We start from the raw sequence: 13,750 nt of genomic DNA, 5'->3' as shown, positions 1-13,750 counted from the left end.
CTAACGGCCGCTGAACGTCACTGCACGCCCGATCGCACGACGGTCGCGTGGTCGGCGTATGGACAGATTCCCGCACTCATGTCCGTTATCCGTCTCGAATGGACGAGATCGACGGGTCGCCATCCGCGTCGGGCGAAAACGGTTTTTAGCCACCCGACACAGGAACGATCATGAAAGTCCGAATTTCCGCAGGGGCGTCCGACGAAGAAGCGTCGGCCATCGCCGCCGCGCTCGCCGAACACGTCGGCGAGACGGTCGAACTGTACGCCGACGACGATGACGAACCGCTGGCGGTCCACGACGCGACGGACGACTCGAGCGCGGACCCGGACCGAACCCCTCCGTCGGAACCTCGTCCCGGTCCGGAGTCGGAGTCGGATTCGGACGCCGGCCTCGGCCCGACCGATCGAGAGCGGCGGCTTCGAGCGGAGATCGACGACATCCTCGAGGGCGGCCCCGAGAAGTACCGCGACCAACTCGACGAGTCGGACAAACTGTTCGTCCGGGATCGCCTCGCGTTGTGGTTCGACGGAGAGAACAGCGAGTTTCAGTTCGAGGACGGCAAGTTCGCGGCGTTCGACGACTGGCATCCCGACGGCGCGGGCGAGGAGACGGACGATCGGTTGCCGGCGGACGGGCTGATCACGGGCGGGGCGACCTTCGAGGGCCGCGACGTCCACTACATGGCCAACGACTACACCGTCAAACGCGGGAGCATGGCCAAGAAGGGCGTCGAGAAGTTCCTGCGGATGCAACAGCGCGCGCTGAAGACCGGAAAACCCGTGTTCTACCTGATGGATTCCTCCGGGGGGCGCATCGACCAGCAGACGGGGTTCTTCGCGAACCGCGAGGGGATCGGAAAGTACTACTACAACCACTCGATGCTCTCGGGACGCGTACCACAGGTTTGCGTGCTCTACGGACCGTCTATCGCCGGTGCGGCGTACACCCCGGTCTTCGCCGACTTCACGATCATGGTCGAGGGCATGTCCGCGATGGCGATCGCGTCGCCGCGGATGGTTCAAATGGTCACCGGCGAGGATATCGACCTCCAGGAACTGGGCGGTCCGGAGGTTCACGCCCGCGAATCGGGCTCCGCGGATCTCGTCGCCGAAGACGAAGAGCACGCCCGCGAACTCGTGGCGCAGTTGATCACGTACCTCCCGGACAACGCAGACGAGAAGCCGCCGCGACGGGCGTCGATACCGCCCGCTAGCTCGCCGGCGGGAATCGACGCCGTCGTCCCGCAGGAGCCGAACAGGGGCTACGACATGACCGAGGTCATCGATCGGGTGGTCGACGACGGGTCGTACTTCGAGTTACGCCCCGATTACGGCGCGGAGATCATCACGGCCTACGCCCGGATCGACGGTCGCCCGGTGGGGATCGTCGCGAACCAGCCGGCCCACCGCGCCGGCGCGATTTTCCCCGACGCCGCGGAGAAGGCCGCCGAGTTCATCTGGAAATCCGACGCGTTCAACATTCCCTTACTCTACCTCTGTGACACGCCGGGGTTCATGGCCGGCTCGCAGGTTGAAAAGGAGGGCATCCTCGAGCAGGGCAAGAAGATGATCTACGCGACGTCCTCGGCGACGGTCCCGAAACAGACCGTCGTGGTCCGCAAAGCCTACGGCGCGGGGATCTACGCGATGGGCGGACCCGCCTACGACCCCGAGAGCGTCATCGGGCTTCCCTCCGGCGAGATCGCCATCATGGGTCCCGAAGCGGCGATCAACGCCGTCTACGCCCGAAAGCTCGCCGAGATCGACGACCCCGAGGAGCGCGAACGGACGGAGCAGGAACTCCGCGAGGCGTACCGGGAAGATATCGACATCCACCGGATGGCCAGCGAGGTGGTCATCGACGAGATCGTGCCGCCGAGCGCGTTACGCGAGGAACTGGCCGCTCGATTCGCGTTTTACGAAGACGTCGAGAAGTCCCTGCCGGACAAGAAACACGGAACGATCCTCTGAGACGGGGGCGCGCTACCGACGGGTTTCGCTTTGCGTGAGGGTGTCGGCTACTCGTTTTCGATCAGCGGCGGGACGTCGGTTCGTGGACTTCGAGCGAACGTCCGCTCACTCGAGACCGTTTCGAGACGTTTTGCGCCGGTTACCCGCCTGCGACGGTACTCGAGTGACGTCTACGGTTAGCATAACAATATCCGGAGTGGTGAAACCGTCGCGTGCGGACGGGCGGGCTCCCGACGGTCGACGCCGCTGACGACCGGTTCGACTCCGGCGGGGAGACTATGAGTTCCGACGGCGCGTATCCGCGCTATCAGCTACCGGGCAATACGACACCGGAATCCCTCGAGCGAGCGCTCTGGGCGCTCGTCGTGCTTTCGTTAGTCGGCGACGTCGTGACGACGTTCGCCGGCCTCCATCTGGGGCTGGCCGAATCGAACCCGGTCGCCCGCGGCGCGATCGAGGGGCACGGGCTCGCCGGCATGCTCGCGCTAAAAGGGGTGGCGGTCGGTATCGGATTGATCTGTCGACCCATGCTCCCCGAAGCCTACCGCCCCATCGTTCCCGCCGGACTCGCGATCCCGTGGGTGATCGCCGTCTGTATCAACCTGTACATGATCTCGATGGCGACCTGAGGGATCCCTACGCGCTCGAGTTGGACCGCGAGACGCGATTTGGTCGACGCGAGGCGCGATATAGTCGGGTCACGAAACCGGATTCGGTCGGTGTGACCCCTCAGTTCGACGCGTCCCCGTCGGAGGACTCGCGCTCGAAGGTGACGCCCTCGCTCGAGGCAGCGGTCGACCGCGATTCGTCCGACCGGCCTGGGGTACCAGTACCGCCTTCCAGCGTCGATCGAATCGCTCGGAGTTCCGCGAGAATCTCCTCGAGCACGTCGTCGTCCGTGCGCTTCGCGTCGGTTCGATCCGGCGATCGAGCCGGTTTCACGCGGCTGCTGATCAGTTGCTGGATCTCCCGCGGGGATGGAACGGATCGGAACCGCATCTCGACGCCCGAGCCGCCCGCGGAGCTAACCTCGACGTGGCCGTACCCGAAGTGCGTCCCGAGTGCGCTCTGGCTGTAGGAGGTGTTTTGAACCTTCTCGAAGTCGATCCGTTTGACGTCCCGCGAGAGGACCCCGTGTTTCGCGTACAGTCCGTTCGAGGTGACGACGTAGTCCGTGCTCCGGACCCAGAGAACGGCCCAGGCGACGGTCGGAACGGTAAAGAGTGTCAGGACGGCGGTGAGACCGATTCCCGCAACCCAGTTGAACGGGACGACAGCGAGCGCGAGAACCGGCAACACGAGGAGTAACGCCGTCGGTACGATCGTCCGACGGTCCGGCTCGCCGGACCAGAGCACGGACTCGCTGTCGTCCAGCGACAGCCACTCGAGGTCCTGATCGTCGATCGATGATGGTGCAGCCATCGTTCAGTCCACCGTCTCATGCTCGCGTTTCAGCGAGAGCACGGTTCGATCGAACTCGCAGACGAGGTCGTCGTCCTGCGTGAACGCCTCGACGCGCATGGTGACGACGCCGCGCTCGCCGTCGCTGGTCTCGCGTTTGTCCGTCACCGTCGATCGGGCGCGGATCGTGTCGCCGTGAAAGACCGGGTTCGGATGCTCGACGTCGTCGTAGGAGAGGTTCGCGACGATCGTTCCGTCGGTCGTCTCCGGAATGGAGAGGCCGACGGCCAGCGACATCGTGTAGAGGCCGTTGACCAGTCGCTCGCCGAACTCGGTCTCGGCCGCGAACTCCCCGTCCAGGTGCAAGGGCTGCTGGTTCATCGTCATATCGCAGAATCGCTGGTTGTCGCTCTCGGAAATCGTCCGCCGACGTTCGTGTTCGATCGTCTCCCCGACGGTGAACTCCTCGTAGTACAGTCCGGTCATAGGTTCGAGGTCGCACAGCGACGGCAAAAGCGTGGTGCTCGCCGAGGGGTCAGCGCTCACTCATACGGTCCGTCGTAATTCGTTACCGGTGATCGCTAGCCCGGTCGAGCGATCACGGGTAAAACGGTACAACGATCCGTATCACTCGACCATTCCGGTTTCTTCGCCGGCTTCGTGTTGAACCCAGATCGTCTTCGCGTTCACGAACTCCCGGATCCCGTCCCGGGCGAGTTCGCGACCGTAGCCCGAGTCCTTCACGCCGCCGAAGGGCAGTCGGGGGTCGGACTTGACGAGTTCGTTTACGAAGGCGAGTCCCGACTCGAACCGGCGGGCGACCCGCTCGCCGCGCGCTAGGTCTTCCGTCCAGACGCTCGCGCCGAGACCGAAGCGGGTGTCGTTGGCTTTCTCTATCGCGGCCGCTTCGTCGGGCACCCGAAAGACGGTCGCGACGGGTCCGAACAGTTCTTCGCGATCTGCGGGTGCGTCTTCGGGAACGTCCGTCAGCACCGTCGGCGGGTAGAACGCGCCGTCGCGGTCCATCGGCTCGCCGCCGAGGCGACACTCGCCGCCCGCCTCGAGCGTCTCCTCGACCTGCCCGTGAAGGTCCTCCATGAGATCCTCGCGGGCCTGCGGGCCGAGGTCGGTGTCCTCGTCGATCGGGTCGCCGACGGTTTGCTCGTCCATGGCCTCGACGAACCGGTCGACGAACTCGTCGTAGACGTCGTCGACGACGATGAAGCGCTTCGCCGCGATACAGGACTGGCCGGAGTTGATGAGCCGCGCCTGAACCGCCGTCTCGACTGTTTTCTCCATCGGCGCGTCCTCGAGGACGACGAAGGGGTCGCTGCCGCCGAGTTCGAGCACGCTCGTCTTCAGTTCGCTGCCGGCGGTTTCGGCGACCGCGCGGCCCGCGCCGTCGCTGCCGGTAAGGGTGACGCCCCTGATCCGGTCGTCCGCGATCACGTCGTCGATCTCGTCGGAGCTAATCAGGAGGGCGGTGAACGCGCCCTCGGGGAACCCCGCCTCGCGGAAGATGTCCTCGATTGCCTTCGCGCAGCCGGGGACGTTCGAGGCGTGTTTTAGCAGGCCCACGTTGCCCGCAACGAGATTCGGCGCGGCGAAGCGAAACACCTGCCAGAAGGGGAAGTTCCACGGCATGATCGCCAGGATCGGCCCCAGCGGCTGATAGGCGATCAGCGTGCGAGCGTTCGGCTCGCCGGCGACGACGTCGTCCGCGAGGAACTCGGCGGCGTGTTCGGCGTAGTACTCACAGACCCACGCGCACTTCTCGACCTCGTCGTGAGCCTGTCCGATCGGCTTGCCCATCTCGCGGGTCATCAGTTCGGCGTACTCGTCGGCCCCGTCGCGGAGCACGTCCGCCGCCGTCGACAGCAACTGCTGGCGGTGCTCGACCGGCGTGTCCCGCCACTCCTCGAAGGTCTCGATCGCTCGCTCGAGATGGCGCTCCCGGTCCTCGTTCGAGGTCTCGTCGAAGGTGTCGACTACTTCACCGGTCGCCGGATTCTGGCTCTCGATCGACATGGGAGAGTCGACCACGAGGAGGCGCTTCAAACGTGAGGGTGGCTATGGAAGGGACGACTCGAGTGAGGGGGCGACGGACGCGAGCACTCGCCCGACGAGAGGGTGAGTTGGCAAGCCGACGTACTTCGGCGGTCACGACGTAGACGGACTCACAACGATGACTGTCTCAGATACAAAAGCGGACGAGCCCGAAAGCGCGGTCGAAACGGCCCGCCGCCAACTCGAGCGGGCGGCCGCCCACCTCGACGTCGACGAGGGGGTCATCGAACGGCTGTGGCATCCCACGAGCGTCTATCGCGTGACGGTACCCCTCGAGCGCGACGACGGCTCCAGAGAGATGTACACGGGGTATCGCGCCCACCACGACAGCGTTCGCGGGCCGTACAAGGGCGGGTTGCGCTACCACCCCGACGTGAGCGAGGAGGAGTGCGTCGGGCTGTCGATGTGGATGACCTGGAAGTGCGCCGTGATGGACATCCCCTTCGGCGGCGGCAAAGGCGGCGTCGTCGTCGATCCGAAGGAACTCAGCACCGACGAGAAGGAACGACTCACTCGGCGCTTCGCGGAGGAACTCCGTCCAGTTATCGGTCCGATGCGGGACATCCCCGCACCCGACATGGGGACCGGTCCGCAAACGATGGCCTGGTTCATGGACGCCTACTCGATGCAGGAAGGCGAAACGACCCCCGGTATCGTCACCGGTAAACCACCCGTCGTCGGCGGTTCGTACGGCCGCGAAGAAGCGCCCGGACGGAGCGTCGGCATCGTTACTCGAGAGACGATCCAGTACTACGACTGGGACATCGAGGAGACGACGGTCGCCGTCCAAGGGTTCGGGAGCGTCGGAGCCAACGCTGCCCGATACCTCGACGATCTCGGAGCCTCCGTCGTCGCCGTTTCGGACGTCGATGGCGCGATCTACGATCCCGACGGACTCGACACCAACGACGTCGAAGATCACGACGAAACGCCGGGGATGGTCTCCGGCTACGAGGCACCCGAGACGCTCACGAACGACGAACTCCTCGAGTTAGACGTCGACGTTCTCATTCCCGCTGCGATCGGGAACGTCCTCACTCGGGAAAACGCCCGTGACGTCTCCGCAGACGTGATCGTCGAAGGAGCCAACGGACCGACGACCTCGAGCGCCGACCAGATCCTCGAAGAGCGCGGAATTCGCGTGATACCGGACATCATCGCCAACGCCGGCGGCGTCACGGTCAGCTACTTCGAATGGCTCCAGGACATCAACCGCCGATCGTGGCGTCTCGAGCGCGTCAACGAAGAACTCGAGACCGAGATGCTCCGGGCCTGGAACGCCGTTCGCAAAGAGTACGAGGCGCGGGACGTGACCTGGCGCGACGCGACGTATATCGTGGCCCTCGAGCGGATCGCCGAGGCCCACGAGACGCGGGGATTCTGGCCGTAGCGCACGTGGTGTGGAGATTACGGCTGTAGCGCACGAGACGCGAAAACTCCGGTCGCAACGCACGAGGTGCGGGGACTTCGGCTGCAGCGCACGAGGCGCAGCAACTCCGGCCGTAGGCCGGTGAGATCGCCGCGAGCGTCAGTACGAGCGAGCGCCCACACCCCTCGTTCAGACTGTAACGGAGTGTGGCGGGGTCCACGCCAATCGCGGCCGATTCTCCGTTGGAAACCACCGCACGAGTTCCGGCAGTGAGGTTCGGGCCGGTAAACGGCTCAGGAGAACGAGGAGAGTTCGGCGTCACGCTCCGCCGTCGCGCTTGCGCTATCGCCGAGTCGATCGTACGTCGGCAAGTCCTCGAGCGAGCTGTCCCGTCGAACTGCCTTGATGATGTGTTTCGGGTCGGTGACGAGGCGGTGCAGAAGGTAACTCCCCTGGGAGCGGCCGCCGCCGGTCTTTTCGGACTCGATGACGCCGAGGAAGGCCTGTTCCTTGAGCTGTCGATAGAGGCCGTTCTCGGTGATCGGATCGGTGGCGACTAGGTCGCAGATACTGACGTATCGCTCGTAGATCTTCCGCGTCTTATGCGTCTCGCGGTCGCCGGTGATGATGCGACTCGCCAGCGCGTACAGGGCGAGTTTCGCGTGGACGGTCGCGCCGCTCGTGAGTTCTTCGATCCGGTTGATCTCGGCGACTTCCTGGGCCTGCTGGATGTGGCTCTCGGAGACGGTTTCCGAACCGGTGCGACGAGCGAGTTCGCCGGCTTCCTTGAGGATCTCGATCGCCTTCCGAGCGTCGCCGTGTTTCTTGGCGGCCAGCGCCGCACAGAGTTCGATCGTGCCGCCCTCCAGGACGTCAGGCTGGAAGGCGTCCTCGCGGTTGCGCATGATTTCGCGGAGCTGCGAGGCGTCGTAGGGGTGGAAAAACAGCTCCCGGTGACCGAAGCTGCTGTCGATGCGCTCGTCGAGCGTCTCGCGGTACTTGACCTTGTTACTGATTCCGATAACGCCGATGTATGCGTCCGTCTTCTGGGCTTCTCGAGCGCGCGAGAGCTGCATCAGGATGTTACTGTTGTCCAGCTTATCGATCTCGTCTAGGATGACGATGATCGCGTTAAAACACTCCTCGAGAATTTGCCAGATGTGCTGGTAGTACTCCATCGTTCCGACACCGCGGACCGGAATGCTCTCCTGATAGCCGGTTTGATCTTTCAGACTGAGCGCCAACTGGCGCGTCGTACGGGTTTCCGTGTTCGCTTCGGAACAGTCGACGTAGAGAACACCGCAGTCGATGTCGTTGCCTCGAGCGGCGTTTTGCGCTCGAGTGGCCACGTGTCGAGAGATAAGACTCTTTCCGGTGCCGGTCTTGCCGTAGATCATCACGTTGTTCGGCGGATCACCGCGCGTGATCGCGCCGACTTCGGCGGCGACGGATTCAATCTCGTCGTCGCGACCGACGATGCGGTCTTCGTCGGGCACGTGACCGACGTGGAGGAGTTCCTTCCGATTAAAGATGGGGTCGTGAGAGTGGAAGAGCGGGTCCCCAGCCTGTTCAGCCATGTCTCCGTTCTTGGAGACAGACATAATAAAACTATGGAAGGTAGTTCAGACTGATAACGGCTCGCCAGACGTTTCGTTGTCCGGCTTTTCGGCCGTCTCCTCCCGATCGGGAGATACCCCACATGCAGACTGTACTGCCACCTCGGTGATGGTCTCGAGTCGAACCCCTACGCCCCCCGTTCAGAGTGAAAACGGGATCGAAGCTGCGGCGACTGCCGTCGGGTTATGAACGCGGTTGTCGTCGTAACGGCGTCTAATCTCCGATCACAGTGGTAACGATCGAAGCGGCAGTTCGAGGAGCGCAGCCTCCGTTTTTTACCACTCTTTCTTCTAGAAACACTTGTCTAGCTAACATAGTAGTATTATGTCTTCTAATACCGGATGTTGTTTCCGGAAGATCTCTTCGAATTGGATATCATATCTCGACAGAGATAGTGAGAATTAGTCTCGAGTCCCGCTACTCGTTTTCGGGGCACCCCATCGCGTTCCGTTTTCACTCTGAACGGGGGGTGTGGGTACCAGCGTTCCACGGATCGTCTCTCAGCGTAGAATTTCAGCGTCCGATTTCTCCTAGTTCCCGTTCGAACCGAACGTTGGATACCTTCCCTCGAACGCAGGCGACACCGTCGCGCCCGTTTCACTCTGAACGAGGGGTGTCACCCTCCGGTGGTCAACTGAGACCGTCATCGGTCCCGATGGCGGCTCCAAAACCGACCGACGCCATACCTTCGAGATCCTTCGACGGCGAACTCGAGCGACCGTCGAGGACGCGTCCGCAGTCGATCGGTCCGGTCGGGTGCATCAGTTCCACGCTGACCACGCGAAGCGCATCGAACGTTTTTCACTCTGAACGAGGGGTGGCCGTCGATACTCGCGACGCCAGTTCTCACCGAGGACGTCTTCTGCGAGACAGCGATCAGAGATGACGTCGAGACAGTCGACGGGATCGTGGTTCGCGAACGCGCGTCGTACATCCCGTCGACTGTCTCGAGATGCGCCGAACAGCGTCAATAGCGCGAGCACCAGTGGGACCACCGATACCACGCTGCTCACGCGAATCAGGCGGACGGCCGACGGCGACGAAAAACGACCGATCGACCAGTATCTAATCATCGTTAAACGATGGTGTAACATTGCCAACAGTATGGCATGATAGATATTCGCTATGCTTATCCTTGCGTCCCGTAAACGGGCTACTATGACCGAGGGCGTGAACCCATTCGAAAGCCTGCAGTCACAGATCGACGAGGCTGCAGCCCACCTCGAGATTGGCAGCGACGTGATCGAGCGGCTCAAACACCCGGAGCGAGTTCTCGAGACCAACCTCACGATCGAACGGGACGACGGCGAACTCGAGCGCTTCAAAGCCTTCCGCTCGCAGTTCAACGGCGATCGCGGCCCGTACAAAGGTGGCATCCGCTACCATCCACAGGTTTCCCGCGACGAAGTGAAGGCGCTATCGGGCTGGATGGTGTACAAATGTGCAACTGTCGGGATTCCCTACGGCGGCGGAAAGGGAGGGATCGTCATCGATCCCGACGACTACTCCGAGAGCGAACTCGAGCGCGTCACTCGCGCGTTCGCAACGGAACTCCGCCCCATGATCGGTGAAGACCGCGACATCCCCGCCCCCGACGTGAACACGGGCCAGCGGGAGATGAACTGGATCAAAGACACCTACGAGACGCTCGAGAACACCACGGAACCGGGCGTCATCACGGGCAAGAACATCGCCAGCGGCGGCAGCGAGGGACGCGTCGAGGCGACCGGTCGATCGACGGTAATCGCGGCCCGCGAGGCCTTCGACTACCTCGACAAAGATCTCGAGGGAGCGACCGTCGCCGTTCAGGGCTACGGTAACGCCGGCTGGATCGCCGCGAAGCTGATCGACGAGATGGGCGCGACCGTCGTCGCCGCCAGCGACTCGAGCGGTGGGATCTACAACCCCGACGGCTTCGATCCGGTCGCGGCCAAAGATCACAAGAACGAGACCGGCAGCATCGTCGGCTACGCGGAGAGCGAGGAGGACGTGACGAACGAGGAGGTTCTGACGATGGACGTCGACTTGCTCATCCCCGCCGCGCTCGAGAACGCCATCGACGCCGATCTCGCCAACGCGGTCGAGGCGGACGTCATCTCGGAGGCCGCGAACGGGCCGCTGACGCCCGAGGCCGACGCGCTCCTCGAACGCAGGGACGTGTTCGTCGTTCCGGACATTCTCGCCAACGCCGGCGGCGTCACGGTCAGTTACTTCGAGTGGGTCCAGAACCGGCAGCGCTTCTCCTGGACCGAACAGCGAGTTAACGACGAACTCGAGGAGATCATCGTCGACGCCTTCGTCGCGCTCGTCGAGACGCTCGAGGAGAACGCACTCGACAATCCGCGGACCGCGGCGTACGTGGTAGCGATCCAGCGCGTCGCCGACGCCTTCGAGGAAGCCGGTTCGTTCCCCTGATATACCGGGGGAACTCGGTATCTTTTTCCCGATTGCTGGTTACCGACGGGTAGAGTGAATGGTAGGGGAACGGCTCGCCCAGTATCGCGATCGAGTCCGTCGAAAGCTCCTCGCGGCGTTCCGCGAGGAACACACCCCAGAACAGGTTGCCCTGAGCTTTGCCATCGGCATCTTCATCACGTCGCTCCCGACCGGCGGTCTCGGGATCGGTCTGTTTTTCGTTCTCGTCGCGATATGGTCGTGGATCAGCAAACCCGCGATTTTCGCCTCCGTTGCCGTGCTCAACCCGATCATCAAACCCCTGGTGTACCTCGCGAGTTTTCAGACCGGGGCGTTCTTGTTGGGTTCGGATTCGGTTCGTTCGCGCGACGCGATAAACACAGAGACGGCGTGGGTCGCGATTCAGCAACTGCTTCTCGGAAACGTCGTTATCGCGGTTATTCTCTCGTCGCTCGGATACGTCCTCGTCTTGTACCTGACGCGCGTACATCGTGAACGGTTCAGCCGACAGTCCGGTTCGTCACTCGCTTCGGAGATACTGGGATTCTTCCGGCGGGAGTAAGTCGTCCCGGCGTAGACAGAGCGTGACCGAGTTCGAGCAGAATGTGTTCACGGTTCAACAGACAATCACCGATTCAATACACATTTATGAAATGAACATCCATTAGTTCGAAAATGAATCGCAGAACGCTTCTCGGCGGACTCGGCGTCGCGGGACTCGCCGGTCTCTCCGGCTGTCTCGGCCTGATCGGAATGGCCGAACACGAATCGTCGCCAGCGGGCGTCGACGCAAACGTTCGTTCGGAGACGGGATACGACCAGACGAACGTCGACGAGATCGTCGTCGAAGAGGACGTCGGCATCGGACCCGCGTCGGAGACCATCGTCGTCACGAACTACCTCACCGAACACGAGAAGGCGGTGGACATGGGCCCCCTCGGTCGTCAGCGCGGAGCCGTCTTCATGGTGCTCACAACGCCGAAGGTCAGCTTGGTGGGCCGTAATTTCAACCCCGTCGAGGATATGTCGGCTGCGGAGCTTGTCGAACTGATCCAGCACAACTACGACGACATCAGCGATATCTCTCACGAGGAAGACGCCGACGTCACGTCCCTCGAGCAGACGGCGACCCGGTCGCGGTTTCGCGCCGATGCGGTCTTCTCCGGGCAGAGCCTCGAGGTCGACCTCCACGTCAGCGAGGCCGTCGAGGCGGGCGACGACCTGCTCGTGACGATCGGCGTCTACCCCCGACAGCTCCGCGGGCAGGAGGAGGCGAACATCGTCGCTCTCATGGAGGGAGTAGTTACGGATATCGAGACGGACGACGCGGAGTCGAACGACGGCGATACCGACGAGGATAGCGGTAACGACACTGAGGGGGACGACGCCGATGGAAGCGGAAACGACGATACCGACGGGAACGACGCGGACGACAACGGTAGCGACGACGGCGGTATACTCGGTGCGCTCGAGTAGCGTTTGTCTCTCCTCAAATAGCGCCAGATCCGTACGCGAGGAGTGCGAAACCGACGACCACGAAGACGACGCCCGTTCCTCTCGTGGCCCGTTTCCGGTCGGTCTCGTCGAGAACGCCGTGGTCGTCGTCCTCGAGCGGGGCCATCCCCTGTCGGTGCTGAGCGGCGACGACGGCCGGCGCGTATCGGATTCCGGCGGTTCCGAGGACGACGAGCACGAGGCTGACGGCGAGTGTGAACATGGTGTTGTGAGCGCGACGACTCGCGTCCGGATTAGAGCCCTAGCTCCCGGCCGATCACGAGGTGCTGGATCTCGCTGGTTCCTTCGCCGATCTCCATCAGCTTGGCGTCCCGGTAGAACCGCTGGGGCGCGAAGTCGGTGGTGTAGCCGTACCCGCCGAGCACCTGTACGGCGTCTTCGGCGACTTCGCGGGCGGCCTCGCTGGCGTCGAGTTTCGCGAGGGCGGACTCTCGAGTCACCGGTTCTCCCTTGTCGTACGTGCGGGCAGCGCGGTAGGTGAGCAGGCGTGCGCGCTCGGTTTTCCGATGCATATCGACGATCTTGTCCCGGATGGCGTCGAACTTCGAAATCGGCTGACCGAACTGCTCGCGCTCTTTGCTGTAGGTCTTCGCGTGCTCGTAGGCTCCTTGGGCCAGTCCGGTCGAGAGCGCGGCGATGGAGATCCGTCCGCCGTCGAGCGTCTTTTTGGTCTGGTCCCAGCCCTCGCCTTCCCCGCCGAGCAGGCGGTCCTCGGGGAGTCGAACGTCCTCGAGGTGAATTTCGCAGGTCGGCGAGGCGTTCAGTCCCATCTTCTCCCAGATCGTCGTGACCTCGAAGCCGTCGTCTTCGCGCGGATCAACGATGAACGTCGAGATGCCGTCGTAGCCCGCGTCGGGGTCCGTAACGGCTTTCACCAGGACGGAACCGGCCTCGGAGGCGTTCGTGATGAACTGCTTGGTGCCGTTTAACACCCACTCTCCACCCTCCTTCCGTGCGGTCGTGTCCATGTCCGACGCGTCGGAGCCGCTGGCCGGTTCGGTCAGCGCCCAGCCGCCGAGGTGCTCGCCCTCCGCGAGCGGGCGCAGCCAGCGCTCTTTCTGTGCATCGGTTCCGAACAGTTCGATCGGTTTCGACGCGAGCGACGTGTGCGCGACGTACGACAGACCGATGGAGCCGGAAACGCGACCGAGTTCCTCGGCGACGAGCGCGTACATGAGCGTGTCTCCCCCGAGACCGCCGTTTGCCTCCGCGATAGGGACACCCATCATGTCGAGATCCGCGAGTTGCTCGAAGATTTCGGCGGGAAAACGGTGCTCGTCCTCGATCTCCTGAGCGATCGGCTCGATCTCGGTCTCGCAGAAGTCCCTGACGGACTCCCGAATCATTCGGTGTTCGTCAGGCAGATCGGTGTCCATACGCAATACTTGCCGCC

Annotated in this window: 12 protein-coding genes; 6 read left to right on the top strand and 6 right to left on the bottom strand. The window is 63.2% G+C overall.

Features of this window, described 5'->3' with window-relative positions; translation table 11 throughout:
• Positions 1-170: 170 nt before the first annotated feature.
• Both DWB23_RS09160 and DWB23_RS09155 read left to right on the top strand, forming a co-directional pair.
• Positions 171-1,973: an acyl-CoA carboxylase subunit beta gene (locus DWB23_RS09160; protein WP_121742509.1), complete on the top strand. Its 1,803-nt coding sequence runs from the start codon at positions 171-173 to the stop codon at positions 1,971-1,973.
• Between the two features lie 278 nt (positions 1,974-2,251).
• Positions 2,252-2,602: a DUF5658 family protein gene (locus tag DWB23_RS09155; RefSeq protein WP_121743063.1), complete on the top strand. Its 351-nt coding sequence runs from the start codon at positions 2,252-2,254 to the stop codon at positions 2,600-2,602.
• A 100-nt stretch (positions 2,603-2,702) separates the two neighbouring features.
• Here the strand turns inward: DWB23_RS09155 and DWB23_RS09150 are convergent, their stop codons facing one another.
• The 3 genes from DWB23_RS09150 to DWB23_RS09140 all read right to left on the bottom strand — a co-directional run bounded on the left by DWB23_RS09150 (position 2,703) and on the right by DWB23_RS09140 (position 5,402).
• A complete protein-coding gene (locus DWB23_RS09150; RefSeq protein ID WP_121742508.1) occupies positions 2,703-3,395 on the bottom strand; it encodes a PH domain-containing protein in 693 nt (230 codons plus the stop codon).
• A 3-nt stretch (positions 3,396-3,398) separates the two neighbouring features.
• Positions 3,399-3,860 (bottom strand): MaoC family dehydratase, encoded by a 462-nt coding sequence (locus DWB23_RS09145; RefSeq protein WP_121742507.1) that lies wholly within the window; start codon positions 3,858-3,860, stop codon positions 3,399-3,401.
• A 141-nt stretch (positions 3,861-4,001) separates the two neighbouring features.
• Positions 4,002-5,402 (bottom strand): NAD-dependent succinate-semialdehyde dehydrogenase, encoded by a 1,401-nt coding sequence (locus DWB23_RS09140; protein ID WP_121742506.1) that lies wholly within the window; start codon positions 5,400-5,402, stop codon positions 4,002-4,004.
• A 157-nt stretch (positions 5,403-5,559) separates the two neighbouring features.
• On the opposite strand from DWB23_RS09140, the gene gdhB reads away from it, so the two are divergent.
• Positions 5,560-6,831: a glutamate dehydrogenase GdhB gene (gene gdhB / locus DWB23_RS09135; RefSeq protein WP_121742505.1), complete on the top strand. Its 1,272-nt coding sequence runs from the start codon at positions 5,560-5,562 to the stop codon at positions 6,829-6,831.
• Positions 6,832-7,103: 272 nt separating this feature from the next.
• Here the strand turns inward: gdhB and DWB23_RS09130 are convergent, their stop codons facing one another.
• Positions 7,104-8,387: a Cdc6/Cdc18 family protein gene (locus DWB23_RS09130; RefSeq protein WP_121742504.1), complete on the bottom strand. Its 1,284-nt coding sequence runs from the start codon at positions 8,385-8,387 to the stop codon at positions 7,104-7,106.
• Between the two features lie 1,198 nt (positions 8,388-9,585).
• Here DWB23_RS09130 and DWB23_RS09120 point away from each other — a divergent pair.
• The 3 genes from DWB23_RS09120 to DWB23_RS09110 all read left to right on the top strand — a co-directional run bounded on the left by DWB23_RS09120 (position 9,586) and on the right by DWB23_RS09110 (position 12,318).
• The gene (locus tag DWB23_RS09120; RefSeq protein ID WP_121742502.1) at positions 9,586-10,842 is read left to right on the top strand and encodes a Glu/Leu/Phe/Val family dehydrogenase; all 1,257 of its coding nucleotides are present in this window, start codon (positions 9,586-9,588) and stop codon (positions 10,840-10,842) included.
• A 58-nt stretch (positions 10,843-10,900) separates the two neighbouring features.
• Positions 10,901-11,404: a DUF2062 domain-containing protein gene (locus DWB23_RS09115; RefSeq protein WP_121742501.1), complete on the top strand. Its 504-nt coding sequence runs from the start codon at positions 10,901-10,903 to the stop codon at positions 11,402-11,404.
• 113 nt (positions 11,405-11,517) lie between these two features.
• Entirely contained in the window at positions 11,518-12,318 is an 801-nt protein-coding gene (locus DWB23_RS09110; protein ID WP_121742500.1) for a DUF6517 family protein, read from the top strand.
• Between the two features lie 13 nt (positions 12,319-12,331).
• On the opposite strand, the gene DWB23_RS09105 is transcribed toward DWB23_RS09110, so the two are convergent.
• Both DWB23_RS09105 and DWB23_RS09100 read right to left on the bottom strand, forming a co-directional pair.
• Entirely contained in the window at positions 12,332-12,559 is a 228-nt protein-coding gene (locus tag DWB23_RS09105) for a hypothetical protein (RefSeq protein WP_121742499.1), read from the bottom strand.
• A 31-nt stretch (positions 12,560-12,590) separates the two neighbouring features.
• The gene (locus tag DWB23_RS09100) at positions 12,591-13,733 is read right to left on the bottom strand and encodes an acyl-CoA dehydrogenase family protein (RefSeq protein ID WP_121742498.1); all 1,143 of its coding nucleotides are present in this window, start codon (positions 13,731-13,733) and stop codon (positions 12,591-12,593) included.
• Between the last annotated feature and the right edge of the window lie 17 nt (positions 13,734-13,750).

It is taken from the genome of Natronorubrum halophilum, from assembly GCF_003670115.1.
Taxonomy (GTDB): domain Archaea; phylum Halobacteriota; class Halobacteria; order Halobacteriales; family Natrialbaceae; genus Natronorubrum; species Natronorubrum halophilum.
The sequence above is the reverse complement of the archived record's forward strand: the minus strand, read 5'-3'. Positions and strand labels throughout refer to the sequence as shown.

What these genes read in the sequence shown, in the direction of transcription:
- DWB23_RS09160 (WP_121742509.1), top strand. Translation starts at nt 171, where the DNA reads ATGAAAGTCCGAATTTCCGCAGGGGCGTCCGACGAAGAAGCGTCGGCC.
- DWB23_RS09155 (WP_121743063.1), top strand. Translation starts at nt 2,252, where the DNA reads ATGAGTTCCGACGGCGCGTATCCGCGCTATCAGCTACCGGGCAATACG.
- DWB23_RS09150 (WP_121742508.1), bottom strand. Translation starts at nt 3,395, where the DNA reads ATGGCTGCACCATCATCGATCGACGATCAGGACCTCGAGTGGCTGTCG.
- DWB23_RS09145 (WP_121742507.1), bottom strand. Translation starts at nt 3,860, where the DNA reads ATGACCGGACTGTACTACGAGGAGTTCACCGTCGGGGAGACGATCGAA.
- DWB23_RS09140 (WP_121742506.1), bottom strand. Translation starts at nt 5,402, where the DNA reads ATGTCGATCGAGAGCCAGAATCCGGCGACCGGTGAAGTAGTCGACACC.
- gdhB (WP_121742505.1), top strand. Translation starts at nt 5,560, where the DNA reads ATGACTGTCTCAGATACAAAAGCGGACGAGCCCGAAAGCGCGGTCGAA.
- DWB23_RS09130 (WP_121742504.1), bottom strand. Translation starts at nt 8,387, where the DNA reads ATGGCTGAACAGGCTGGGGACCCGCTCTTCCACTCTCACGACCCCATC.
- DWB23_RS09120 (WP_121742502.1), top strand. Translation starts at nt 9,586, where the DNA reads ATGACCGAGGGCGTGAACCCATTCGAAAGCCTGCAGTCACAGATCGAC.
- DWB23_RS09115 (WP_121742501.1), top strand. Translation starts at nt 10,901, where the DNA reads ATGGTAGGGGAACGGCTCGCCCAGTATCGCGATCGAGTCCGTCGAAAG.
- DWB23_RS09110 (WP_121742500.1), top strand. Translation starts at nt 11,518, where the DNA reads ATGAATCGCAGAACGCTTCTCGGCGGACTCGGCGTCGCGGGACTCGCC.
- DWB23_RS09105 (WP_121742499.1), bottom strand. Translation starts at nt 12,559, where the DNA reads ATGTTCACACTCGCCGTCAGCCTCGTGCTCGTCGTCCTCGGAACCGCC.
- DWB23_RS09100 (WP_121742498.1), bottom strand. Translation starts at nt 13,733, where the DNA reads ATGGACACCGATCTGCCTGACGAACACCGAATGATTCGGGAGTCCGTC.